This window comes from Algoriella xinjiangensis (assembly GCF_900115015.1).
GTDB classification, from domain to species: Bacteria; Bacteroidota; Bacteroidia; order Flavobacteriales; family Weeksellaceae; genus Empedobacter; species Empedobacter xinjiangensis.
In genome coordinates, this window is record NZ_FOUZ01000006.1 from 92,861 (window position 1) to 113,766 (window position 20,906).

At 30.6% G+C, this 20,906-nt stretch carries 20 protein-coding genes; 5 read left to right on the forward strand and 15 right to left on the reverse strand.

The features are described from left to right. Positions 1-2: 2 nt before the first annotated feature. Both BM072_RS07025 and BM072_RS07030 read left to right on the forward strand, forming a co-directional pair. The gene (locus tag BM072_RS07025) at positions 3-1,604 is read left to right on the forward strand and encodes a S8 family serine peptidase (RefSeq protein WP_092907934.1); all 1,602 of its coding nucleotides are present in this window, start codon (positions 3-5) and stop codon (positions 1,602-1,604) included. 111 nt (positions 1,605-1,715) lie between these two features. After that, positions 1,716-3,347, forward strand: a complete 1,632-nt coding sequence (locus BM072_RS07030) for a S8 family peptidase (protein ID WP_092907936.1) — start codon at positions 1,716-1,718, stop codon at positions 3,345-3,347. 26 nt (positions 3,348-3,373) lie between these two features. Here BM072_RS07030 and BM072_RS07035 read toward each other — a convergent pair whose 3' ends face one another. Further along, positions 3,374-4,075 (reverse strand): LytR/AlgR family response regulator transcription factor, encoded by a 702-nt coding sequence (locus BM072_RS07035; RefSeq protein WP_177190272.1) that lies wholly within the window; start codon positions 4,073-4,075, stop codon positions 3,374-3,376. Then, positions 4,072-5,130, reverse strand: coding sequence for a sensor histidine kinase (locus tag BM072_RS07040; protein WP_092907940.1), 1,059 nt, complete (start codon positions 5,128-5,130; stop codon positions 4,072-4,074). The genes BM072_RS07035 and BM072_RS07040 overlap by 4 nt, the downstream gene beginning before the upstream one ends. A 132-nt stretch (positions 5,131-5,262) precedes the next feature. On the opposite strand from BM072_RS07040, the gene BM072_RS07045 reads away from it, so the two are divergent. Further along, positions 5,263-5,715 (forward strand): DUF420 domain-containing protein, encoded by a 453-nt coding sequence (locus BM072_RS07045; RefSeq protein ID WP_125113023.1) that lies wholly within the window; start codon positions 5,263-5,265, stop codon positions 5,713-5,715. A gap of 57 nt (positions 5,716-5,772) precedes the next feature. Here the strand turns inward: BM072_RS07045 and pepE are convergent, their stop codons facing one another. The 5 genes from pepE to BM072_RS07065 form a co-directional block, all read right to left on the reverse strand. Then, positions 5,773-6,495: a dipeptidase PepE gene (gene pepE / locus BM072_RS07050; protein WP_092907943.1), complete on the reverse strand. Its 723-nt coding sequence runs from the start codon at positions 6,493-6,495 to the stop codon at positions 5,773-5,775. Positions 6,496-6,747: 252 nt separating this feature from the next. Beyond that, entirely contained in the window at positions 6,748-6,918 is a 171-nt protein-coding gene (locus BM072_RS15470; RefSeq protein ID WP_177190273.1) for a hypothetical protein, read from the reverse strand. 55 nt (positions 6,919-6,973) lie between these two features. Further along, the gene (locus BM072_RS07055; RefSeq protein ID WP_092907945.1) at positions 6,974-7,780 is read right to left on the reverse strand and encodes a helix-turn-helix domain-containing protein; all 807 of its coding nucleotides are present in this window, start codon (positions 7,778-7,780) and stop codon (positions 6,974-6,976) included. 7 nt (positions 7,781-7,787) lie between these two features. Next, positions 7,788-8,279 carry a hypothetical protein gene (locus tag BM072_RS07060; RefSeq protein WP_092907947.1) on the reverse strand — a complete coding sequence of 164 codons (492 nt, stop codon included), beginning with the start codon at positions 8,277-8,279 and terminating at the stop codon, positions 7,788-7,790. A gap of 68 nt (positions 8,280-8,347) precedes the next feature. Then, the gene (locus BM072_RS07065; RefSeq protein ID WP_092907949.1) at positions 8,348-9,094 is read right to left on the reverse strand and encodes an SDR family NAD(P)-dependent oxidoreductase; all 747 of its coding nucleotides are present in this window, start codon (positions 9,092-9,094) and stop codon (positions 8,348-8,350) included. A gap of 212 nt (positions 9,095-9,306) precedes the next feature. On the opposite strand from BM072_RS07065, the gene BM072_RS07070 reads away from it, so the two are divergent. Beyond that, on the forward strand, positions 9,307-9,936 hold the full coding sequence (locus BM072_RS07070) for a recombinase family protein (RefSeq protein ID WP_092907951.1): 630 nt from the start codon (positions 9,307-9,309) through the stop codon (positions 9,934-9,936). A 57-nt stretch (positions 9,937-9,993) separates the two neighbouring features. On the opposite strand, the gene BM072_RS07075 is transcribed toward BM072_RS07070, so the two are convergent. The 7 genes from BM072_RS07075 to BM072_RS07105 form a co-directional block, all read right to left on the reverse strand. Next, positions 9,994-11,745 (reverse strand): AAA family ATPase, encoded by a 1,752-nt coding sequence (locus BM072_RS07075; protein ID WP_092907953.1) that lies wholly within the window; start codon positions 11,743-11,745, stop codon positions 9,994-9,996. Next, positions 11,738-12,031 carry a DUF6804 family protein gene (locus BM072_RS07080; RefSeq protein ID WP_092907955.1) on the reverse strand — a complete coding sequence of 98 codons (294 nt, stop codon included), beginning with the start codon at positions 12,029-12,031 and terminating at the stop codon, positions 11,738-11,740. Before BM072_RS07080 ends, BM072_RS07075 begins: the two co-directional genes overlap by 8 nt. A 1-nt stretch (position 12,032) precedes the next feature. Next, positions 12,033-12,707: a hypothetical protein gene (locus BM072_RS07085; protein WP_092907957.1), complete on the reverse strand. Its 675-nt coding sequence runs from the start codon at positions 12,705-12,707 to the stop codon at positions 12,033-12,035. A gap of 10 nt (positions 12,708-12,717) precedes the next feature. Beyond that, entirely contained in the window at positions 12,718-15,240 is a 2,523-nt protein-coding gene (locus tag BM072_RS07090) for an Hsp70 family protein (protein ID WP_092907959.1), read from the reverse strand. A gap of 11 nt (positions 15,241-15,251) precedes the next feature. Then, on the reverse strand, positions 15,252-16,157 hold the full coding sequence (locus BM072_RS07095; protein WP_092907961.1) for a hypothetical protein: 906 nt from the start codon (positions 16,155-16,157) through the stop codon (positions 15,252-15,254). 12 nt (positions 16,158-16,169) lie between these two features. Next, entirely contained in the window at positions 16,170-17,654 is a 1,485-nt protein-coding gene (locus BM072_RS07100) for a hypothetical protein (protein WP_092907963.1), read from the reverse strand. Between the two features lie 327 nt (positions 17,655-17,981). Beyond that, entirely contained in the window at positions 17,982-18,608 is a 627-nt protein-coding gene (locus BM072_RS07105) for a hypothetical protein (protein WP_092907965.1), read from the reverse strand. A gap of 510 nt (positions 18,609-19,118) precedes the next feature. On the opposite strand from BM072_RS07105, the gene BM072_RS07110 reads away from it, so the two are divergent. Beyond that, positions 19,119-19,334, forward strand: coding sequence for a hypothetical protein (locus tag BM072_RS07110; RefSeq protein WP_092907967.1), 216 nt, complete (start codon positions 19,119-19,121; stop codon positions 19,332-19,334). A gap of 13 nt (positions 19,335-19,347) precedes the next feature. Here BM072_RS07110 and BM072_RS07115 read toward each other — a convergent pair whose 3' ends face one another. Continuing rightward, complete coding sequence (locus BM072_RS07115) at positions 19,348-20,787, reverse strand: site-specific integrase (RefSeq protein ID WP_092907969.1); 1,440 nt, start codon at positions 20,785-20,787, stop codon at positions 19,348-19,350. Positions 20,788-20,906 lie beyond the last annotated feature (119 nt).

A 20,906-nucleotide genomic window follows, 5' to 3' on the forward strand; every position in this document is an offset into this window, starting at 1 on the left:
ACATGAGAAAATTATTGATTGCAGTAGGATTTGCCTTTACATTAGGGTTTGCTCACGCACAAACGACAGAAGTTCCAAAAGAAAAATGGTACCATGCAGGCATCGAACAAACAAGTGTTTATGGTGTTAACACAGATCAAGCTTTACAATTTCTAAAAGAACACAAAAGAAAAGCTAACACAATTATAGTTGGTGTTTTGGATAGTGGTGTTGAGAATTTCCACGAAGATTTGAAAGCAAATATGTGGAATAATCCGAAAGAAATTCCAGGAAACGGAATTGATGACGACAAAAACGGATACATTGACGATGTACACGGTTGGTCTTTTTTAGGAACTGCAAAAGGAATTAATTATAACGACGACACAACTGAATTAACACGTGTTTACAAACATTTAGCTGATAAATACGATACATATAACCAACAAGCAAATCACGATGCGATGATGAAAAATCCATCTGAGTTTGCAGAATTTCAAGCCATTCAAAAAGAATATTTAAGCGCTGTTGGTAAAGCAAAATATAACCAACAAGTTGCACAAGCAAAACTAAATTCTGTAGAAGGTGGAATTAATAAAATGGTGACTGAATTTGGTGAGACTAAATTATCAAAAGACATCTTAAAAAATTATCAACCAACAGATTCACAAGTTTTAGAAGCGATGTGGATTTTTGGTGAATTAAAAGAAGAGCAATGGGTTGGTAAAACAATGAAAGAAGTTTCTAATACATATTTAGGAGCTGCTCGTCGTGCTGCAAAAGGAGAAACATTGTCTTCTCATCTAAACTTAAATTTAGTTGATCGTAAAGATGTTGATAATCCAAACGATAAAACAGAACGTTTTTACGGAAACGGAGATTCTAATGGACCTGAATCTTCTCACGGAACTCACGTAGCTGGTATTATTGGTGCGGTGCGCGGAAATAATATTGGTTCTGAAGGAACAACTGGTGGTAATAATGTAAAAATCTTATCTGTTCGTACCGTTCCTAACGGAGATGAGCGTGATAAAGATGTTGCAAATGCAATTCGTTATGCAGTAGATAATGGTGCAAAAATATTGAATATGTCTTTTGGTAAAACATATTCTCCAGACAAACAAATCGTTTGGGATGCGTTTAAATATGCTTCTGATAAAAATGTTTTGATTGTAAAAGCTGCAGGAAATAGTAACGAAGATATTGATGTTCACATTCATTATCCAACTAATTTTAAAGACAATAATCCTGTTTCTAAATCAGTTTTAACTGTTGGTGCTTCTACAAAAGATCCAAATGCATTAAAAGCGAGATTCTCTAACTTTGGTAAAAAATCTGTTGATGTTTTTGGTCCTGGACAAGAAATTTATGCAACATATCCTGGTGTAGATCAATACCGTTTCTTAAACGGAACTTCTATGGCTTCGCCTGCTGTTGCTGGTGTTGCGGCATTAGTTTGGTCACATTATCCAAAATTAACTGCGGAAGATATTCGTAATATTTTGATGGAAACTGTAAATAAAAATGATCAATTAAAAGATATTTCTGTTACTGGAGGTGTTGTAGACTCTTACAAAGCAGTACAAAAAGCGGAAGAAATTTACAAACAACGTAAATTAAAATAATTTTAACACAACATTATAAAAGGCTCCAAATTTTTGGAGCCTTTTTTGTATCTTCCTTTTGCATAAAAAAATTAGTTCTACTACAATTTAAATATTAGTAAAAAAACAATTATGAAGAAATTCTTATTAAGTATAGGAGTTGCAATGTTTATCGGAGTAACTTCATTCGCACAAGAAACAACTGCCCTACCATTACCAAAAGTTGATCAAAAATATTGGCAACACGAATCTTTAGAAGAATCTGGTGTTTATGGTGTAAATACACAAAAAGCAATTCAATTTTTAGAATCTAAAAAACGTAAACCATCCGAATTAATTGTTGGTGTTTTAGATAGCGGTGTAGAAATTGTTCATCCAGATTTAAAAGATAATATCTGGATCAATAAAAAAGAAATTGCTGGTAACGGAAAAGATGACGATAAAAATGGTTATGTAGATGATGTTAATGGTTGGAATTTTATCGGAGGAAAAGATGGTAAAAATGTTGCGGGTGATACATTAGAATTGACTCGTTTATTGGTTAAATACAAAGATTTATTCGAAACAAGTAAAGATGCAGCATCTAACAAAACAAAATTTGCTACTGAATTTGCTGAATATCAAAAAATAAAAGAACAATACGAAACTAAATTAGCCGAAGCAAAACAAGGTCTTGCTCAGATGACTCAATACCAAACAATGTTAAAAGCTCCTTTAGAAGCTTTAAATAGTGAATGGGGTGATAAAAAAATCACAAAAGAGTTGATGGCCAATTTTAAACCGAAATCTGAAGCTGCGAAAGAAGGAATGTTCTTTTTTGGACAAGTTCCAGAATCTGCATGGGAAGGTCTAACAATGGCAGAATTTACCAAATCTACGTTAGATGAAATTAACGAAGGTTTTACATATTATAATGACCAAATCGAATATAATTTAAATACAGAATTAGATCCTCGTTCTATTGTTGGCGATAATTACGCTGATAAAACGGAACGTTTTTACGGAAATAATGACGTTGATGGTCCTGATGCTTTACACGGAACACACGTTTCGGGAATTATTGCGGCAAAAGCTGGAAATGGTATCGGAATGGACGGAATTGCTGGTAACGGTTATGTAAAAATTATGTCAGTTCGTACCGTTCCAAATGGTGATGAGCGCGATAAAGATGTTGCAAACGCAATACGATATGCTGCTGATAATGGCGCAAAAATATTGAATATGTCTTTCGGAAAAGCGTATTCTCCAGACAAACAAATTGTTTGGGATGCGTTTAAATACGCAGAGAAAAAAGGTTTATTATTGATAAAAGCTGCAGGTAATGACAACGAAAATGTAGATACAGAAAATAATTTTCCGACTATTTTTAACGAAAAAGGAGAAGCAATTGTAAATAATGTAATTACGGTTGGTGCAAACACAATGGATCCTACTATTTTAAGATCAAGTTTTTCTAACTTTGGTAAGAAATCTGTAGACGTTTTCGCGCCAGGTTCAAAAATTTATTCAACTGTTCCTAAAAAAGACGGAGAATACAAAGATTTAGATGGAACATCAATGGCATCGCCAGTTGTAGCAGGAGTTGCAGCTTTGGTTTGGGCACATTATCCAAAATTATCTGCTTTAGACATTAAGAAAATCTTGATGGAATCTGTTAATACAAATCCTCAATTAGCAGATATTTCTGTTACGGGCGGAGTTGTAGATGCATACAAAGCGGTACAATTAGCTGAAAAAATGTACACAGCTAAAAAATTAAAATAATAAATACACAACATAATAAAAGCCTCTCAATTTGAGAGGCTTTGTTTTTTTATATCAAATTCAATTCTATATTTTTCAGAAATTGAAAACTCTTTTTTCTTAATCGTTAAATGATTTTTTCCGAAAGAATCTATCTTTTTAAAATTTACAATTTGCGAACGATTAATTTGAAGATAATTATCATTCAACATTTCACTCAATTTTTTTAGAGTCATCAACGGAATATAAGGTACCTCCCGCTCTTCGCTGTAAATTTTTACATAATCTTTCATACTTTCGATGTATGTAATTGTAGAAAGATTAAGTTTAACTTGCTTTGAATCTATTTTGATAAAAATAAATTCTTCTTCTAAAGTTGCTAAACGTTTTTGAATCTTTATTTTCTCAACACTTTGCTCAAAATCATCATAACTGTAAGGTTTTAACAAAAAATCGGTCGCAGAAACTTTAAAACCATCAATTGCATATTTGCTATACGCCGAAACAAAAACAACCAATGATTTTTGATTTTTTTTGGCTAATATTTTAGCAAATTCAACACCATTTAAATCTGGCATTTCAACATCTAAAAAAATACAATCAACCAAATTATTCTCTAAGAATTTTAGTGCATTTTTAGCAGAATTAAAGCTTGAAATCAATTCTAAATCTTGATTTTTTTCTACAAAACTTGAAATTAATTTCAATGCAAATGGTTCATCATCAACTGTAATACAACTCAATTTCATGCTAATTTTATTTTTAAGAAACATTCATAAATTATCTCATCATTATTTATCAAATATTCAAATTGATTTGGGTAAATAATGTTTAATCGTTTCAACGTATTTTCAATACCAATTCCTTTTTTACGTGTTAAATTTTGTTTAGTAAACTGTTGATTTTTTGTTTTTAAAACCATTGTTTTATCTTCTAAGTCTAATTTCAAAATCAACTCAATTTCACAATTAATATCCGTGGAAATCCCGTGTTGAAAAGCATTTTCTACAAATGGTAATAAAATCATTGGTGCAATTTTTACATCATTTTCTGGTATAGAAAAATCAATTTTTAATTTTATATTTTCAGTTAATCTAAAGCGCATCAAATCAATATAATTTTCAATAAAACTGATTTCATCTTTTAAAGAAACCTTGTTTAATTTTTCTTCATTCATCACAAAACGCATCATTTTTGCCAATTGTTGAATTGCAATTCGAGATTTATCAACCTCAAAATAAGTTAAAGAATGAATTGTATTTAACGTATTAAAAAAGAAATGCGGATTAATTTGCGCTTTTAAAGTGTCTAATTCTGCTTTCGATTTCTGAACTTTTAATTCGAGCTTTTTAGTTTGTTCTTTATTCCAACTTTTAATCAAATGATTTGCAATTCCGACCAAAAAAATTAACAACGAAAAAATACTAATGTAAACCGAAATAAAAAATAAATTCTGACTCGAATTATAAACCTGATTTGGATGTAAACGTTGATGAATTTTAAAATTAAGTTGTAAAATATGCTCTATTTGATTCATAAATACAATTAATGCAACAGTAAAAATGATGAAAAAAGCCAAGTAAATTATTCCATTTTTTCGCCAAATAACACGAGGTAAAATTAATTTTGAATTAACATAATACACGATAAATAATACGGAAAACAAAATAAAATGGTAAATATAATGCTCTATCGGAAGCGAAATTTTGTACATCATCGGGAATAAAACAAAGAAAATGACAGCCAAAATGCTCCATCCTAAAAGATGTAAAATGAGTCCTGATTTTTCTTTAAAAAATTCCATACAAAATATTTATGCGAAGTAACAAAAAGGATTTGGGCTAATGTAAAAATTCGTCGCGAAAAATTTGTAATTGGTCGATTATAATTGTTTAATAAATAAGTGACTTCTACATTTGACAAAAATTTAAACAAAATGAATTACAGCTTAATAGTCGTCTATGGTATGTTGACCTTATCTATATTTACACCATTTGTCGCATTATATGCCGTAAAATTGGCGAAAGAAAAAAAATATGCACAACACATAAAAATACAACGCAATTTATTTCATACCTGTGTAACTGGAGTTATTTTATTAGAATTAACGATTAGATTATCGGGAGGTTCGGGAAGTTTAGTAGAATCTAGCCCATATATCGCCACATCATTTTTCAAGAATTTACTTTGGGCACATATTACTGGAGCAGTCTTAACTTATATTGTTTGGGCATTTACTATTTTCAAATCAGGGAAGCAAAATAAAAAATCTAATCTTCCAGGAAAATTTAGAATAACACACCGAAAATTAGGATATTTTGTGATTATTGGTCTTTTTTATACCGGAATTACTGCTTTTATCGTATGTGCTATGGCTTACTTTTTATAGCTTTTACATTTACTAAAAAATCCAGTTAAAAATTAACTGGATTTTTATATGATATATTTATCTCAAATAAATTTCTTCTGAAACTATTCCAGATTCTATTTCGATTGGTGTTTGATCTTGCTTAAAAATACGAGCAGATAAAGTTCCTTTCAGCTCCACCACTCCATTTTCTACACGTAACCAACTTCCTTCTCGTAATCCTACAACAACTTGATGATTAAATTTATGAAACTCATTAATACGCGTTTCTCTTGTTTCTCCTTTGTGTTTAGAATCTGGATCTGGGTCCAAATAATGTGGATTCAGATTGAATGGTAAAAATTGTAAAGCATCAAAACTTGGCGGATAAACTATCGGCATATCATTTGTTGTGCCTATTGTTAAACCAGTCAAATTACTTCCTGCACTTGTACCAATATAAGGCGTTCCATTATGCACAGCACTTCTTAATTCTTCTACCAAACCTTGTTCGTACAAGGTTTTAAGCAATAAAAATGTATTTCCTCCACCAATAAAAATTGCTTTCGCATGTAAAATAGCTTCTTTCTTATTCTCAAAAGTATGCAAGCCTTTTACAGAAATTCCAATTGGTTCTAAAGCATCTTTTACATTCTGAGTATAATCATCATACGAAACTCCCGAAGGACGCGCATACGGTACAAATATTATCTCGTCTGATTGAATGAATTCCTTGATTTCATCTTTAATATATTCTAAAAAACTATAACCGTAAATTGTACTCGTACTAATTACCAATAGTCGATCGTTAGAGTTAATCATATTTTTATTTTTTTTCAAATTTAGTTTTAAATCACAAAAAATCCGAATGAAATTTCACTCGGTTTATATTTTTAGTTTTTATAAGAAATCCATTTAATCATTTCTATACAAAAAACTATACTGTATATCAATTAGTTAGCTCCTTAATACATGCGAGGGGTATTCTCAGGGGTATCAAGTTCTCAAAGTCAATCGAAACAAACATACTACTAATAATTTGGTTGGCACAACTTAAACTTGGTTTTATTAGATTTACAACTCAACAATTATCGTTTCTTGTTTGGTGTGATGAAAATAATGGTTGAATATATGTTCCGTTTTGATTTTCATATAACCTGTTGTTGTGCCATAACCTAAGTGGGTAGAGAAATAGGCAACATAATAAACTGCACCTATTGTAGCACAAGAAATATTTTGAATCAAACTTACAATTAAAGTTTGCCGTCTATAAAAAATGATGCAAATGCGTCAATCAAAGTTAGCTGTGGTTTTTAACTTCCGATGGGTTAATTTTAAATTCGGTTTTAAATGCTCGAGAGAAATGAGCCAAGCTTACAAAACCAATATCATAATAAACTTCAACGGGCTTCTTGTTTTGTTTAGTGATTAGAAAATGTGCTAAATCTAATCGCTTTTTTATGAGCCATTTATTTGGTGTTACTTTAGAAATTTGTTGAAAATCTCTCTTAAAAGTTGAAATGCTTCGTCCTGTTAATTTTGCAAATTGTTCTATCGGAATATTGTGTGTGAAATTTCTATTCATATAAGCTTCTAAGTCAATCTTGAAGGCATCTTGAAAATTGAAAAGAATATTTTGCATTTGAGTTTGCTTAATCAAAATTTCTATTAATTCGTTTGTTTTGATGTTTACCAAATTTTCTGTTAATGCATCTGGATTCTCAAAATAGGGAACAATAGAATTGAAGAAAGCCATCAAAAACGGGTCCTGAGGAAATATAAAATTAGGTTTTCCTGTATATTGTCCTTTTGGCAACATGTTGTTTTGTTTAGAAAAATTGTAAAGCGTTTCTTTGGCTAAAAAAATACTAATTGCTATAAATGGTTTATTATCTCGTGGTAGTTTTTGCGTTTTTACCAATTGATTTTTGGATATAAAACCTATTTCACCTGTATTATATTCGGTAGTTTCTGCTCCGTCATTAATTATCATTATTCCATTTAATACATAAGTTAAAGCAAAATCTTGAACAAATGGTTCAAAATCTTTTTTTGCTTCGCCTGTGCAAGAGAAAAGAATATTTAATTTGGTTCTGTCTTGAAGCATTTTAAATTTAAGATTTGAAGTTGATTAATTTTTCATAATAAATTGTCGCTCTTTCTTTTGAAAAGTAGTCAATTATTGCAAATGCACTTCCAAATAATATTAATGAAATGGCGATTGCTTGCCATTGTACATTTTTTACAAAATATAACAAGCCTAGTGCAACAGCAAAACAAACTAAACTAATGCCAATTGACATGGGATAAAGGTATTGGAAATCTTCAACTCGTTTTTTTTCTGCCTCAATAAATGCCACTTTATCTTTTGTGTATGTTGCTACAACTTCTGAAACTTTCTTTTGGTTCGACCTACTCATATTCGCTCCAATTGCAGTAAATATGCTACCAATTACAATCAAAGGAATTAACAACGCTTTTGCCGTTGGGACGCTTCCGTAAAAGTAAAATAATAATCCTACGATAATGGTAATTACTCCAAATCCTAAAATAAATCTGGCTTCAAATATTTCCCCAGTGTACCAAGTGAGTGTATTTTGTATCATCTTTTTTATTTTAAAAAGGTAATGGCTACCTGAATTTCAGATAGCCAATTTACCTATATTTTTTTGAATTATTTTGCGTTATAACCACCGTCAATATTTAAGATTGTTCCCGTCATAAATGTATTTTCATCCGAAGCTAAAAAATAAATTGCTTTAGCAATATCTTCCACTTCGCCCAATTTATTCATTGGATGTATTGAAGCGATGCTTTCTTCGGTGTACGTTCCAGCATCTAATGCACTTTGAAAAACGGAAGTTTTAATCGCTCCTGGAGCAACAGCATTGATGCGAATTCCTTGCGTTGCATAATCAATAGCCGCACCTTTTGTTAATCCTACAACAGCATGTTTCGATGCGTTGTACTGAGCAGTTGCATATAAACCATTGATGCCTGCAATTGAAGCCAAATTTACAACCGTTCCACCACCAGTTTTCAGCATTGCTTTGATGGCGTATTTCATTCCATAATAAACACCCATAACATTGGTGTCAAGCATTTGTTTTAGATCATCAGAGTTTGTATCCGCTAATTCAGCACCGCCTAATGAAATACCAGAATTATTTACTATAGAATCTAATTTTCCAAATTTTTCAACTGTTTTTGAAATCACAGATGCTACTTGTTCTTCATTTGTTACGTCTAAAGGGAAGAATGTAACCTCTAAACCATTGTGCTTAAATTCAGAAACTATTTCTGTTTCTTTTTTTGCGTCTCTACTTGTTACAACAACATTATAATCGTTTTTCGCGAAATGCAAAGCAGTTGCTTTACCAATTCCTGTAGTTCCGCCTGTTATAATTACTGTTTTATTCATTTGTTTTATTTTAATGATTTATACAGCAAAGATAAATCGGCGTTAAGAATAGTATTTGACTCTAAGGTTCAATTTAATTGTCTGTTGAGATTGTTGTAGCAGATTTAAAAAATGTATCAAAACATTAACTGTATCATTTTATATCTATTTTAATTAAATAATGATACAATATTTCGTATTATTTTATATCTTTGATTTAAATTAATACACCTATGAAACAAACTGCTGTTATTATCGCGCGATGTTCCACAAATGAGACAAAACAAGATGTTAGTCGTCAAATCAAGGATTTGATAGATAATTACGCTGGAATCTATGAAATTATACATACCTATAGCTACTATAAATCTGGTCTTGACAATGATGCCGAGAATAAAGAAATCCTAAAATATGTAATTGAGAATAAGGTACAGAATGTTCTTGTTACAGAAGTTTCAAGAGTTTCTAGAAAAATCTCATCATTTTCTTTGTTTTTGGAAGCATGCAATGACGCATCAATTAATTTGATAATAGATAATTATAAGCTACATACCTTCATTAAAGGTAAAGAAAACACTATGGCGCAGGCAATGTTACAGATAGCTGCTGTTATGGCTAGAAACGAACTAGAATTGACGAAAGAGCGTTTGAATTCTGGAAGAAACAAGTACATTGCCGAAGGTGGAAAACTAGGTAGGAATGTCGGAACCAAGGAAAACAAGAACGATTTTTTGTCCAAATATCCTAAGGCAATCCGTTGTTTAAAATCTAACAAATCTGTACGAGAAGTAATGAAGCTATGTGATCTAAGCTCTGGAACAGTGCAAAAAATTAAAAAGTATATAAATGAAAAAGAGGTTTAACAAAATCTCTTTTTATATTTTAATTCTATTCTCTAAAATTAATCACTAAATAATACTCTAAAAACCAATTTTTGGTTTATCTATGTTGTTGTTATTTTTTCCTTCCATTTTAGCTTTGACTATTAAGTAGCTGTTCAACTCCTGCAAAGAAATTGACGGTTTGTTGCTTCGGATTGTTTCCAGTACGATTGTTTTTGTAATTCTTAAATTGTCTTTTAATGCCTTTCTTGAAGCTTCATCACATAAGAATTTAATGTCGCTTGAAACATAGTTCTCTGTTGCCTTGGCTAATTCTTCGTAATTCAAACCGATTTCTGTCGGTCGCTTTTTTAAATACAACTCAAACATCAATTTACGAGCTTCAAAATCAGGAGGTGCCAAATAAAGGTGTTTGTCTAATCTTCCTGAACGTAAAATTGCAGGGTCAATAGCATTTGGTCTATTTGTGGCACCGATTATAAAAATTCCATCATCTCCACAATTATTCATTTGTGCTAAAAATTCATTGACTGCACTTGTGTTCATATGGCTAATGTTGGATGTATCTCTATTCGGAACAAGTGCATCTAATTCATCGATTAAAATTATACTTGGTGCGTTTTGTTTTGCTTCATCAAACAAATTTTTGATATTTTCCTGCGAAGCATTTACAAATTTACTTTGAATGTCAGAAGGTTTTATTTGATAAAAATTAAACCCGATTTCTTCTGCCATTTTCTCTGCAAAAAATGTTTTTCCGCAACCTGGCGGACCATACAGCAACATTCCGTTTGGAATTGTTAAACCATATTCCGCATAACGGTCCTTTTCATTTAATGCGTCAATAACATCTAATTGAATAGTATTTTTCAATTCTTGCATTCCTGCAATGGAAGCAAATCCTTTACCTTTTTTATTTTCTTTGGATTGGATTTTAGCAACTTTTTCTTCTGGAATTGAAAGTTCAACTTCTAATTCTCCGTTCAATGTTTGGATAAATTCTTTTACAGATTTAAAACGGTGTTCTGCTTTTGGCTGTAATGCTTTACGAATAATATTTTGCGTTTGTTCGTCTATTTTATCCGAAAATTTCAAAGGCTTTTTTCTTTCGTCTAAAATAACTTCCTCTAATTGTATTTTATCTGATTTGTATTTTGAAATTTCTATAAAATAAGGCGACAAACCTGTCAATAAATGATAATACAACGCACCAACAGAATAAATATCACTCTGAAATGAAAAGACTTTATTAAAAGTTTCATTGGCTGTGTAGAAAAAATTCAGTCCATCTTTCAAAAACTCTTTATTAGATTGTTGCAGATAACGAGCATATCCAAAATCAATAATTTTTGAAATAGCAACATTACCTGACAAATCCAACATTACATTTTGGTTGGTAATATCGTTATGAATGATTTGCTTGTTGTGTAGATAATTCAAGCCGTTTAGAATACTCAGTATGATATTTTTTGCTTCATAAGAATTGAATGTGTTTTCACGTTTCATTTTATCCGTTAAAGTTTCTCCACTGATAAAATCCAACACTACAAAAGCCAATTTTTGGTTGTCAATTATAATATTTCCGCTATCGTTGTATTTAACCAAATTGGAATGTTTGATTTGTTTCAGCATTTCAATTTCCAGAATTTCTCCGCTTTCTGTAAACTGTGTTCGATGTAATTTAGCAAAGTCAAAAAGTTTGAGAAACTTAGCTTCATTCGCTTGATTTTGTACACGATAAGTTTCGGCATAGCTTCCTTTTTTAAGAAAGAAGCTAACCGAATATTTATTATCAATGATTTGTCCTTTGGACAATATAGACTTACTCATTTTTTTTATTTTTCACCAAACTTACCAATAATCCAACGCCAACAATCACATCTATAATATTCCACAATTCTCGACCTAATGCAATTTTAAAAAACGGTTGAAATAATAATGCTAACGCTCCATAGATAAACATTTCAGTTTGTCGGCTTTTTTGATTAGCTTGATAGCACAACACTCCAAAACCAATTAACGCTATAAAACGCACCAGTTGATAATAACCATAAGGCATATCCAAAAGACAACTAAACATTAAAATCGCTAATCCTATTTTGATTATTTTTTCCATTCTATAATGCTTCTTCTGGATCACTTGGCTGTGTACTGAAATTTCCATTATCCTGCATAATTAATTCATACGCTAAAATATTATTATAAAGTGATTGAGGTTCGTCTTTTCCAAATTCTTCACTTGAAATAAAACCACCTTGCATTTCACCATTTTTCATTTCTTTTATTGGACTCCAACCTTTTCCATAGTAGAAGAAAGCTTGGTATATTCCATTAGGAAAAGAAAATGTATAACTGTCACCAGCTTGAATAAATGCGTGTCTTACAACTTTGTCATTTTTTTTTATTGTAACCAATACATCCGAATTGCTAGTTCTTACTTTTATTTGCGAACATCCATAATCATTACAAGAAGAGTTTCTTCCATAATATTTGGAATATGGAGTTGAGCCAGTTTGCAAAGAATTCGAAATATACCTATCGTAAATTTCTTGCTGTTTTCTATCTTTCTCTATTTGCGCCTCTCTTACAACACGCTCAGCCTCTGCTTGTTTTTCTTGCTGAATGCGGCCCTGTTCCACCCGAATAGTTTCAGATTTTTGTTCTTCTTGCTGTTTTTGATCGTATTCAATACGTTCTTTTTCTTCAATTGCGTCACGTGATTTTCTTACTTGTTCTGACTCACAAGAAGTCAAAAGTAAAATAATGAACACGTTAGTTAATAGTTTTTTCATAATTTACAGTTTACCCAACCAAAACAGTATCATCTCCGCTTGGTTTTTCTGTATCTGGTAATAAATTAATTAAGTCAATAACAATAGGATGTAAATCTTCAGTAGTTGGATTTTCTCCGATTTGTTGTAAACCATCGTTTAGTAATTGTCTTGCTCGGTTACTGTCTTTCCAATGGTATGAACCAAAATTTTGATTGTGTTGTCTGATGAAATTAATCAATTGATATACTAAAGTCATTTGAAAAAATACAGAATGTATTTCTTCTGCTAATGCTTTACCTAATTTAATATCCTGAGTTTTCAAAACCTCTTCCAATTGATTTCGCAACTGATTAACAACTTGTGTTGAACGTTCATTTCCTAAATCTTTATTAGCTTTTTCTAATCTGTAAAATTCTTCTTTTAGCTCTTCTTCTAATTTTGGCCATTCTGTGGTTTCGCTTAATTCATCAATGGTTTTAAGCGTTTTTCTAAGATTGGTTAAAACTTCTTGTTTACTATCAACATCATTTCTGTTGTTCTCAAATTTTCTTTCTAATTCAGTAATTTCAGTTTCAGCATTTTGAACTTTATCTTCATAAATTCCTTCGTCTTTCAGTTCTTTAATGCTTCCTTTTGCTTTACGAATTTCATTGGAAAGCCAATTGGAATCAACTGAAGATATAGTTCTTTCAACAGTAGCTTCATAAGAAAAATCTAGGTAAGGAAAATAAGCAGTTACGGTAATTTGCTCTGATTTATCAAGATTTACCGTTAAATCTACATCGCTATTTTCGGGTAACAATGCAGGTAATTCTGCTCCGCTTATGACAATATCAGTAACGTGATTATTATAAATAGCTCTTGTTCCTTCTGCCTCATGTTCTCCTTCGAAAATTGGAATTTTAATAAAATCCGATTCCATTCCAGGGCGAATTTGTTTTTGAGTTTTTAATCCATTTCTTGTTCCAGTTGCTGGGATTGAAGTGTTTTTTTCTAATCCTTTAAGCGTTTCAAAAACAATTTTTCCTGTATCTCTTTTCTTAATTTCAATTCCAAAATTATAGGCCAGCGTTGCACTTCCAATTTTTGAACCTTGGATTACATTAAATTCTTTTGGCTCACTCTCTAAAATGTTTCCTTTATCATCAAACAATGTAATTTCAAAACTATTGGTTTTGCCTTCTAGTAATTGCGTTTCAATCACTTCTCCGATTCCATTGATCTCTACCTTTCCACTTGACCAAGCCTTATCGCTTCTTGTAATTTCGGCAAGAACTTTATCTGGGATTTCTCCTTCAGTTTTATCTGCGAGAATTTTTAATGTAACAAATTCTTCCAATTCCACGGTTGATGATTCATGACCGATTTCGATTTGAATCTTTGATTTATCTCTTGTTTGTTCTTTTATCTGCTCCGAAATTTCAACTGTAGAAGCGTATAAAGCTGCACCTTTTGAAACAACCGTCATTGGGTCAACACTTGTATCTGGTTGACAGATTTGTTGGTCCAACATTTTTCTTGCGACTGGAGAAAATGTTGGGCCGCCAACCAAGATGAGTGAATCTAGGGATGAACCTTTTAAATTTTTACGTTCTAAAAGTTTTTTACAAATATCAATGGCTTTCTGAAAAATAGGACCTAAAGCTCTTTCCATATCACTTTGGGTTACCGTAATATCTAATTCAAACTCTTCTCCATTATCGTCTTCTCCAGGAATATCTCCCAAATCCGACAAAATATTATGGGTGTCATTAAAAGATAATTTTATTTTAGTTTCTTCTGCGTAAAACTTCATCGCATCACGAAGAATTTGTTTTTTGTTGTCATCTGCTAAAATGGAAGTTATCTCATAATTTTCTTTGATATAAGGTAAAATAATCTCATCAACAATTGCTAAGTCCAGATTTTTCCCTCCAAGATAATTATCTCCTTCTGTATCTATCACATTCATAATGCCGTCTTCTACTTTAAGAATAGCTGCATCAAAGGTTCCTCCTCCAAAATCGAAAACCAACCAAAAACCGTCTTTCTTCTTGTTCTCTAAACCATAAGCCATTGCAGCAGCAACTGGTTCTTGCAACAATTCTACATTATTAAAACCAGCTAATTTTGCAGCTTCTCTTGTAGCTTCTTTTTGATTATTGCCAAATGCAGCAGGAACGGTAATTACAACAGCATTCACATTTTCATCTTTAATAAAAGATTTTAAAGTTTTTATAACTTCAGCAGATAATTCTTCTGAGGTTAATTCTTTTCCCAAATTGGAACTAGAGTATTTTTTATCCGTTCCTATTGTTCTTTTGAACTCTATATAAGAATTGGAATCACTATCATCCCAATTTTTCATAGCACTTAATTTATCCCGTTTTAGAGCATTATATGCACTATCACCAACTTGAATTGCTTGTTTCTTATTGATGAAAACAGAGGACGGCATTGTGTCTTTTAATGTATCCGTTTTTTTAATCGTAGCCTCGCCATTTTCTATTCTTGAAATAGCGGAATTGGTTGTTCCTAGGTCGATACCGTAATCTATTTTAGTTCTTGCCATAGTTCTATTTTTTATTCTCCAACACTTACTTCAATTTGTGCAGATTGTATCATTTCATTTTTAAAATTAACTTGAGGTTTTATAATTCTGGTTATAATCTGTTTTCCTGCTCCCAAATCTTGACTTGGAATAAAATTGGCGATGACTTTCATTCCTTCATTGTATTCTTTTCCTAACATATCTACCAATTCATATCCATTGGAAGCGAAATTTTCCTGAATTCTTTTTACAGAGGCGGAAAGTTGTTTTAGTCCTTTTGTATTTGCGTCCATCTGTTGTAGATTTTTATGAATACGGATAATCTCGTCAGCCACTTTTAAAGCCAAAGAATGGTCAATTTCAGTAGTTGGATTTGCAGAAACAATTTGTTTTTCTTCTTGTTTCAATTTCAACTGTGATTCCAAAACTTCCACCAATTTGCTATCTAATTTGATGCTTTCTTCTTCTAAAGATTTTTTGGTGTTTTTGATTTGAGTTTCTACATCGGTTTTGCTGGTTGCGATACGTTTGCCTAATAACCAATATAAGATACCACCTAAAAGTAATGTTGCTAATGTTACAATTATCCAATACAAACGGTTTGTACTAATGTCTTTATCTAACTTAGAAAAGCTATTTTTCGCAGTAGTTTCTGTTTGTTGGATTTTTGTTCCTAAATCATTAACAATTGTTTGAATGTTTTGAACATTTTTATTTGTTTCAATTTTCAGACTGTCGATTTGTCTATCTTGATTTTCTGTTTTTGCAGAAAGTTTTGCCAGTTCAGTTTTTTGCTGACTGATTATAGCTTGTTGATTGTTTAGTTTTTGGTTTAAGAAAACAATTTCTTGCTGTTGCTTTTGCAAGTCTGGATTTTTTTCTTGTGCAAAAATTATTGTTGTACAAAGAAGAATGGGTATGAGTATAGTTTTTTTCATTTATTCAATTATTTAATTACACGCTTTTGATAAGATTATTAATAGAATTATACCACCGACCCAATATAACCAAGTTGGAATACCTTCATTATTATTTGAATTACTTGTTGTTGATGTTGTTGGTCTACTTGTGGTTGTTTGAGTTGTGGAAACTGTTTTCCAATAGCAGATATATTTAATTTGATTTTTTTGAGAATAATTCAATTTTCCAAGTATAAAATCAACCAAGGATTTATATTCTGTTATTTTGGTAAGTTTATCCGATTTTTTAATTTTTTCGATACTTCTTAATGAAATAGTTTCTTTGATAAGTTCAATAACCTTATCCCAATCTAACGAATTAGCAATCATCTGATTTACTTTTGTCCAATTTATAGATTGGTTATAACCCATAGGCATTTCCAAAACTTCTTTAGTTATTTTTGCTTCATTTGTCTGAAAAGCTTGCTTAATGGATTTTAGAATATCTATTGCTTGATTAAGCTCTCTGTCTTTCATTCCTTCAAGCGAACTGATATTTTCTTTGGCTTTGCTTTTTGTTGTATCATTTACTGCTACGCTTTCAGCTAGTTTTGCCAGTTTCATTGCTTCTTCGAGGTAATTATTATTTCTTTCAAGTTTCTGACTTTCATTAAAATAATCAATGGAACATTGCTGTAATTCTTTAGCAATATTATCTGCTAACATTTTGTATTGCAGATTAGTATTCCCTACAATTGATTTTAAAAGTGTCAACTCGCTTTTAGTGTTGCTGTATAAATCTGTTCCATACTTATAAGCATTGCTTTTGTCCTTTGCACGTTTTTTAGTGCATTGTTCAATTTGAGTTTCAATTTTATGAATAGGTTCTTCAGTAAACTTTTTAGAAAGGTACTTTTGTGCAGTTCCATTGCAATTACTGAACAATTCTATTGTTTCAGCAGTTGAATACTTGTTTTTGAATTGCGATAGCAATTCATCAATCAATATTTCAATCTGTCTGTTTTTGTCTATAGAAAATGTTTCATCAGCAACCGTATGAACAAAGTCTTTAAAGTTCTCCGATACTATAAGTTTTATTTTGGCTGTAATTCCTTGTTTAATTTCATCTTTGGAATTTTCCAATAAATAAAGTGTTCCAATATTGTTGAAAGCTGAAAAGTTTTTAGATGTAACTTCTTTTTCTTCCGTTAATTTGTACCAAATCTCAATAGCCTTTTCTTTATTTCCTGATACTAAATGTTGGATTGCCGTATTGTCAACGGTGTTCAAGTTTGTAAACCAAAATAAAGAATGCACTACTTTATTCTGATTTTGTTCGATGTCAGAAAAAGCCTTGTCAATGATTGAATTAGTCCTTTGTATTGAATTCAGAAAAGAAAAATCATATTCTGAAGAAATTTCTTTACTTACTTTAACATACGCAGATATTCTACTTCTCCTACTTAGGACTTCTCTTGACGAAGCATTAGCTAAAATCCCGACAATCCTGTATGGATTATTTGTGATTGAATTCATTAATTATTTTATGTTTTGCTAATCTAATACAAAAAATTATTGATAAATTACGGTTTCCCGTAAATCACATAATTTAGATGATTTTTTCCGTCAATAATATTTCAACATAACACCATATACCATTTGGTACAATGCTCTTCAGATTAAACTTTAGAAAGAATAAGGAGCAACAAATGATACATTAACAGCTTATATTCTATTTTTACAACCCATAAAAATAGACAAAAAAAATATTAAACAATTAAAAAACAATAGTTTAGTAATTAAATTCAGTGTGTTTTACAAAAAAAAATAGAATACTATAGAAACACCTCATTTTGGCTATTACTAATCGAGATAAACTAACCTTACTCCTCCTAGGCCATCATTTCCTTTTTTAAGGTATTGTTGATACGCACTATCTCTAAAAATTTTTTCGATAAGAACAGGTGAATAACTAGCATTATCAAACAGTCTTTCTGTATTAAAATTGAGCTCATCATAACCAAGATAATCATGCAGTAATTCTCTTAATTGAATCTTTATAACTTCAATTGCACCAGCACAACCTATGTGTATGTGATTGTAACCTTTTTCATCTTTTTCTATCACATAATATAAACTGTGCCTATACTTTTGGCTAAGAAGATTAGCAATAGTAGAATAATATTTGCTATCATAATTTTCCTTAAAATTTATTGATATTGATGTCTTGTATTTGATATCATAATTTTCTGCTCCATTAATCTCTAAACAATGTTCTTTGTTGCTTTTCTTTGCTTTTCGACTTCGATCTACAAGATGAATTCTAGTACAGTCTACATGCCACTCTAAAACACCTCTTTTATTTTTTAGAAGCAATACTGCATCATTTCCTTCTTTATATATCTTTTTTATATTTCTTTTAAGCTGTTTCCTTGAAAGATTAATTATACCATTTTTTAGGTAATTAGTGATTGATTTATAATTATTCATAATTGTCTAAACATATTGAGCATAATGCGCCCCTTTTATATATTTACCCATTATTTAAAAAAAGTGAATTTTTTTTGAAAAAAAAATATAAAAAAAATTCAAACAACTAATAAACAATACTTTATATAATAATTTTTTTTAACATAATTTTGATCTTCTTTTAAAAATAGCTTTAATACCAAATATTATGTCCCCCTTAAATTTGAAAAATTTTAAAAAAAAATCTACCAACCTGTATCGTTTATTAGAACAACATAGGGAGGGAGGTAAAATTAAGAGGATACGGAGGGAGGGTACTACAATTATCAATTTAAAAGAATAATGATTGAATTATACTAAGTGTAGCATGTTGCAAATATAAGAATAGATTTTGACCTTCAATAAGTTACATGATTATTAATTAATAAACAAGTTTTATTTTGTTGATTTTTCGACTATGTTTGTAACATCAAGTTTGAAAGAATAAACAATAAAATGAAAGCAAAGTATTTAATGTTTAAAATTTGATAGATGTCTCAAAAAGACAATAAAAGAGGTCAGTTAGTAGATTCAGCTTATATTTTAAAATACTTCAACATTACTCGTAATGCTCTTACGAGTTGGGACAAAAAAGGGTTTCCTGTTAACAAGTCACCTATAACCAATAGGAAGTATTATTATTTAGAAGAATGTGAAGAGTTTCTAACAACTGGACAATTAAAAAGAAGTAAAAAAGCACCTAAATAAGGTGCTTTTTTTATCAATATTTATAAATAATTGAATCAAGATTTTTAGTTGAATTATAAAAAGTCTTAGCTCTATCAACTGCGCATGCATTGTCGTAAACATTAAATGACGAAGAATTTTCTTCAAGCGTTTCGTGAGTCATACTTCTTACTACACTACTGTTTACACCAAGTTGAAGTAAATTTGTTACAAAAGTTTTGCGACAATCATGTGAACTAACTACTTCAGCTACATTTCTTTCAGTTGTAACTATACCAATGATATGAACCCATTCATTTATAATCGTTTTGTCCTTAATTTTCATTTCTGTAAATAGGTCTCTTAGAGCTTTCGACAAATAATTTGTAAGAAAAACTTTCGGAAATGAATTATTGTTATTTCTATATATTTCCATTGCTGGAGCAAAAAGCGGCGAAATAATTTCAATTCCAGTTTTACTTGACTTATTTATTATTGCATAAAAAATACTCCCGTCTTTTGTAGTAATTTGCTTTACTTGTTCCTTGTACAATAAAGACACTGATTGATGTCTCATTCCTAAAGTACTCGCTAGTAATATATAGTCTCTTGCTCTAGCTGTTCGTTTAATTAATGGTCTGTGAAGATAAATTTCTTCAAGTAAATCATTATTGTAATAAACTTTCTTTGCACTTTGAGCTTTCTTTCGTTTTAATCTTGAAGCTGCCAAATTTATTGATAATTCAATTTCATCAGTATCTACTTTACGCAAAAATGATTTGAATTGAGCTAATAAATTATTGACAAAATTTACACTATAACCAAATTTATTACGTGATTTATTTTGATTGGAGCAATAATTTTTCTTTATTTTTATTTCACCAATCATTATACCATTTGCAACATCAATTATCTCTAGCAGAGTCTTTACTTTTATATTTTCAATATATAATCTTTGCCCTTTATACTCTTGATAATTCAACAAATGATTATAAACATTTTGGTGAATTTTAATCGTTGACAATGCAAATTCTCTATTTCCATTTTTGTAGTCATCAACTTCTTTAGCTATCAAATCTTTCAAAAAGTCATCAAAAAAATGTTTACCATAATTTTCAAAATCTATTTTCTGGTATCCTTTTTTGGTGATAATATTATCCTTAACAAGTAATTCAGTTAGCTTATTTTCAAACTCCAACTTACTAGGTAGCTTACCACTTACTTTGTAGTAGCTTGATAATACGTCATGTTTTACAGTTATTTGATGTATTTTATCTCTAAGATGATTTGCTTCAAAACTACGTCCTTTAACTAAGTGATTTGGATCAAATGTATAATTACCAGCAGATGTTCCGAAAGTTTCGGGTGTTACAGAAACACCCAAGGCTAATTTAATACGATCATTCTTTTTGGTTGGTGAAAATTCACCAGAGATCAATGCACTTACGGCACTTTTTTTTCCTAAAATTTTTTCTTTTAAAACGAAATTAATCATATTTTAATCATTTTTTATTTTGGTGACTATAACTAATTATAGGATATCACCAAAAATGTTAAACAAATGTAATATGACTTCGAGGGGTATGCAAAGGGGTATTCTGTAACTGTGCATAG

What these genes read in the sequence shown, in the direction of transcription:
- BM072_RS07080 (WP_092907955.1), bottom strand. Translation starts at nt 12,031, where the DNA reads ATGGAAAAAATAATCAAAATAGGATTAGCGATTTTAATGTTTAGTTGT.
- BM072_RS07070 (WP_092907951.1), top strand. Translation starts at nt 9,307, where the DNA reads ATGAAACAAACTGCTGTTATTATCGCGCGATGTTCCACAAATGAGACA.
- BM072_RS07095 (WP_092907961.1), bottom strand. Translation starts at nt 16,157, where the DNA reads ATGAAAAAAACTATACTCATACCCATTCTTCTTTGTACAACAATAATT.
- BM072_RS07075 (WP_092907953.1), bottom strand. Translation starts at nt 11,745, where the DNA reads ATGAGTAAGTCTATATTGTCCAAAGGACAAATCATTGATAATAAATAT.
- BM072_RS07045 (WP_125113023.1), top strand. Translation starts at nt 5,263, where the DNA reads ATGAATTACAGCTTAATAGTCGTCTATGGTATGTTGACCTTATCTATA.
- BM072_RS07035 (WP_177190272.1), bottom strand. Translation starts at nt 4,075, where the DNA reads ATGAAATTGAGTTGTATTACAGTTGATGATGAACCATTTGCATTGAAA.
- BM072_RS07025 (WP_092907934.1), top strand. Translation starts at nt 3, where the DNA reads ATGAGAAAATTATTGATTGCAGTAGGATTTGCCTTTACATTAGGGTTT.
- BM072_RS07060 (WP_092907947.1), bottom strand. Translation starts at nt 8,279, where the DNA reads ATGATACAAAATACACTCACTTGGTACACTGGGGAAATATTTGAAGCC.
- pepE (WP_092907943.1), bottom strand. Translation starts at nt 6,495, where the DNA reads ATGATTAACTCTAACGATCGACTATTGGTAATTAGTACGAGTACAATT.
- BM072_RS07040 (WP_092907940.1), bottom strand. Translation starts at nt 5,130, where the DNA reads ATGGAATTTTTTAAAGAAAAATCAGGACTCATTTTACATCTTTTAGGA.
- BM072_RS07115 (WP_092907969.1), bottom strand. Translation starts at nt 20,787, where the DNA reads ATGATTAATTTCGTTTTAAAAGAAAAAATTTTAGGAAAAAAAAGTGCC.
- BM072_RS07100 (WP_092907963.1), bottom strand. Translation starts at nt 17,654, where the DNA reads ATGAATTCAATCACAAATAATCCATACAGGATTGTCGGGATTTTAGCT.
- BM072_RS07090 (WP_092907959.1), bottom strand. Translation starts at nt 15,240, where the DNA reads ATGGCAAGAACTAAAATAGATTACGGTATCGACCTAGGAACAACCAAT.
- BM072_RS07030 (WP_092907936.1), top strand. Translation starts at nt 1,716, where the DNA reads ATGAAGAAATTCTTATTAAGTATAGGAGTTGCAATGTTTATCGGAGTA.
- BM072_RS07085 (WP_092907957.1), bottom strand. Translation starts at nt 12,707, where the DNA reads ATGAAAAAACTATTAACTAACGTGTTCATTATTTTACTTTTGACTTCT.
- BM072_RS07105 (WP_092907965.1), bottom strand. Translation starts at nt 18,608, where the DNA reads ATGAATAATTATAAATCAATCACTAATTACCTAAAAAATGGTATAATT.
- BM072_RS07065 (WP_092907949.1), bottom strand. Translation starts at nt 9,094, where the DNA reads ATGAATAAAACAGTAATTATAACAGGCGGAACTACAGGAATTGGTAAA.
- BM072_RS07110 (WP_092907967.1), top strand. Translation starts at nt 19,119, where the DNA reads ATGTCTCAAAAAGACAATAAAAGAGGTCAGTTAGTAGATTCAGCTTAT.
- BM072_RS07055 (WP_092907945.1), bottom strand. Translation starts at nt 7,780, where the DNA reads ATGCTTCAAGACAGAACCAAATTAAATATTCTTTTCTCTTGCACAGGC.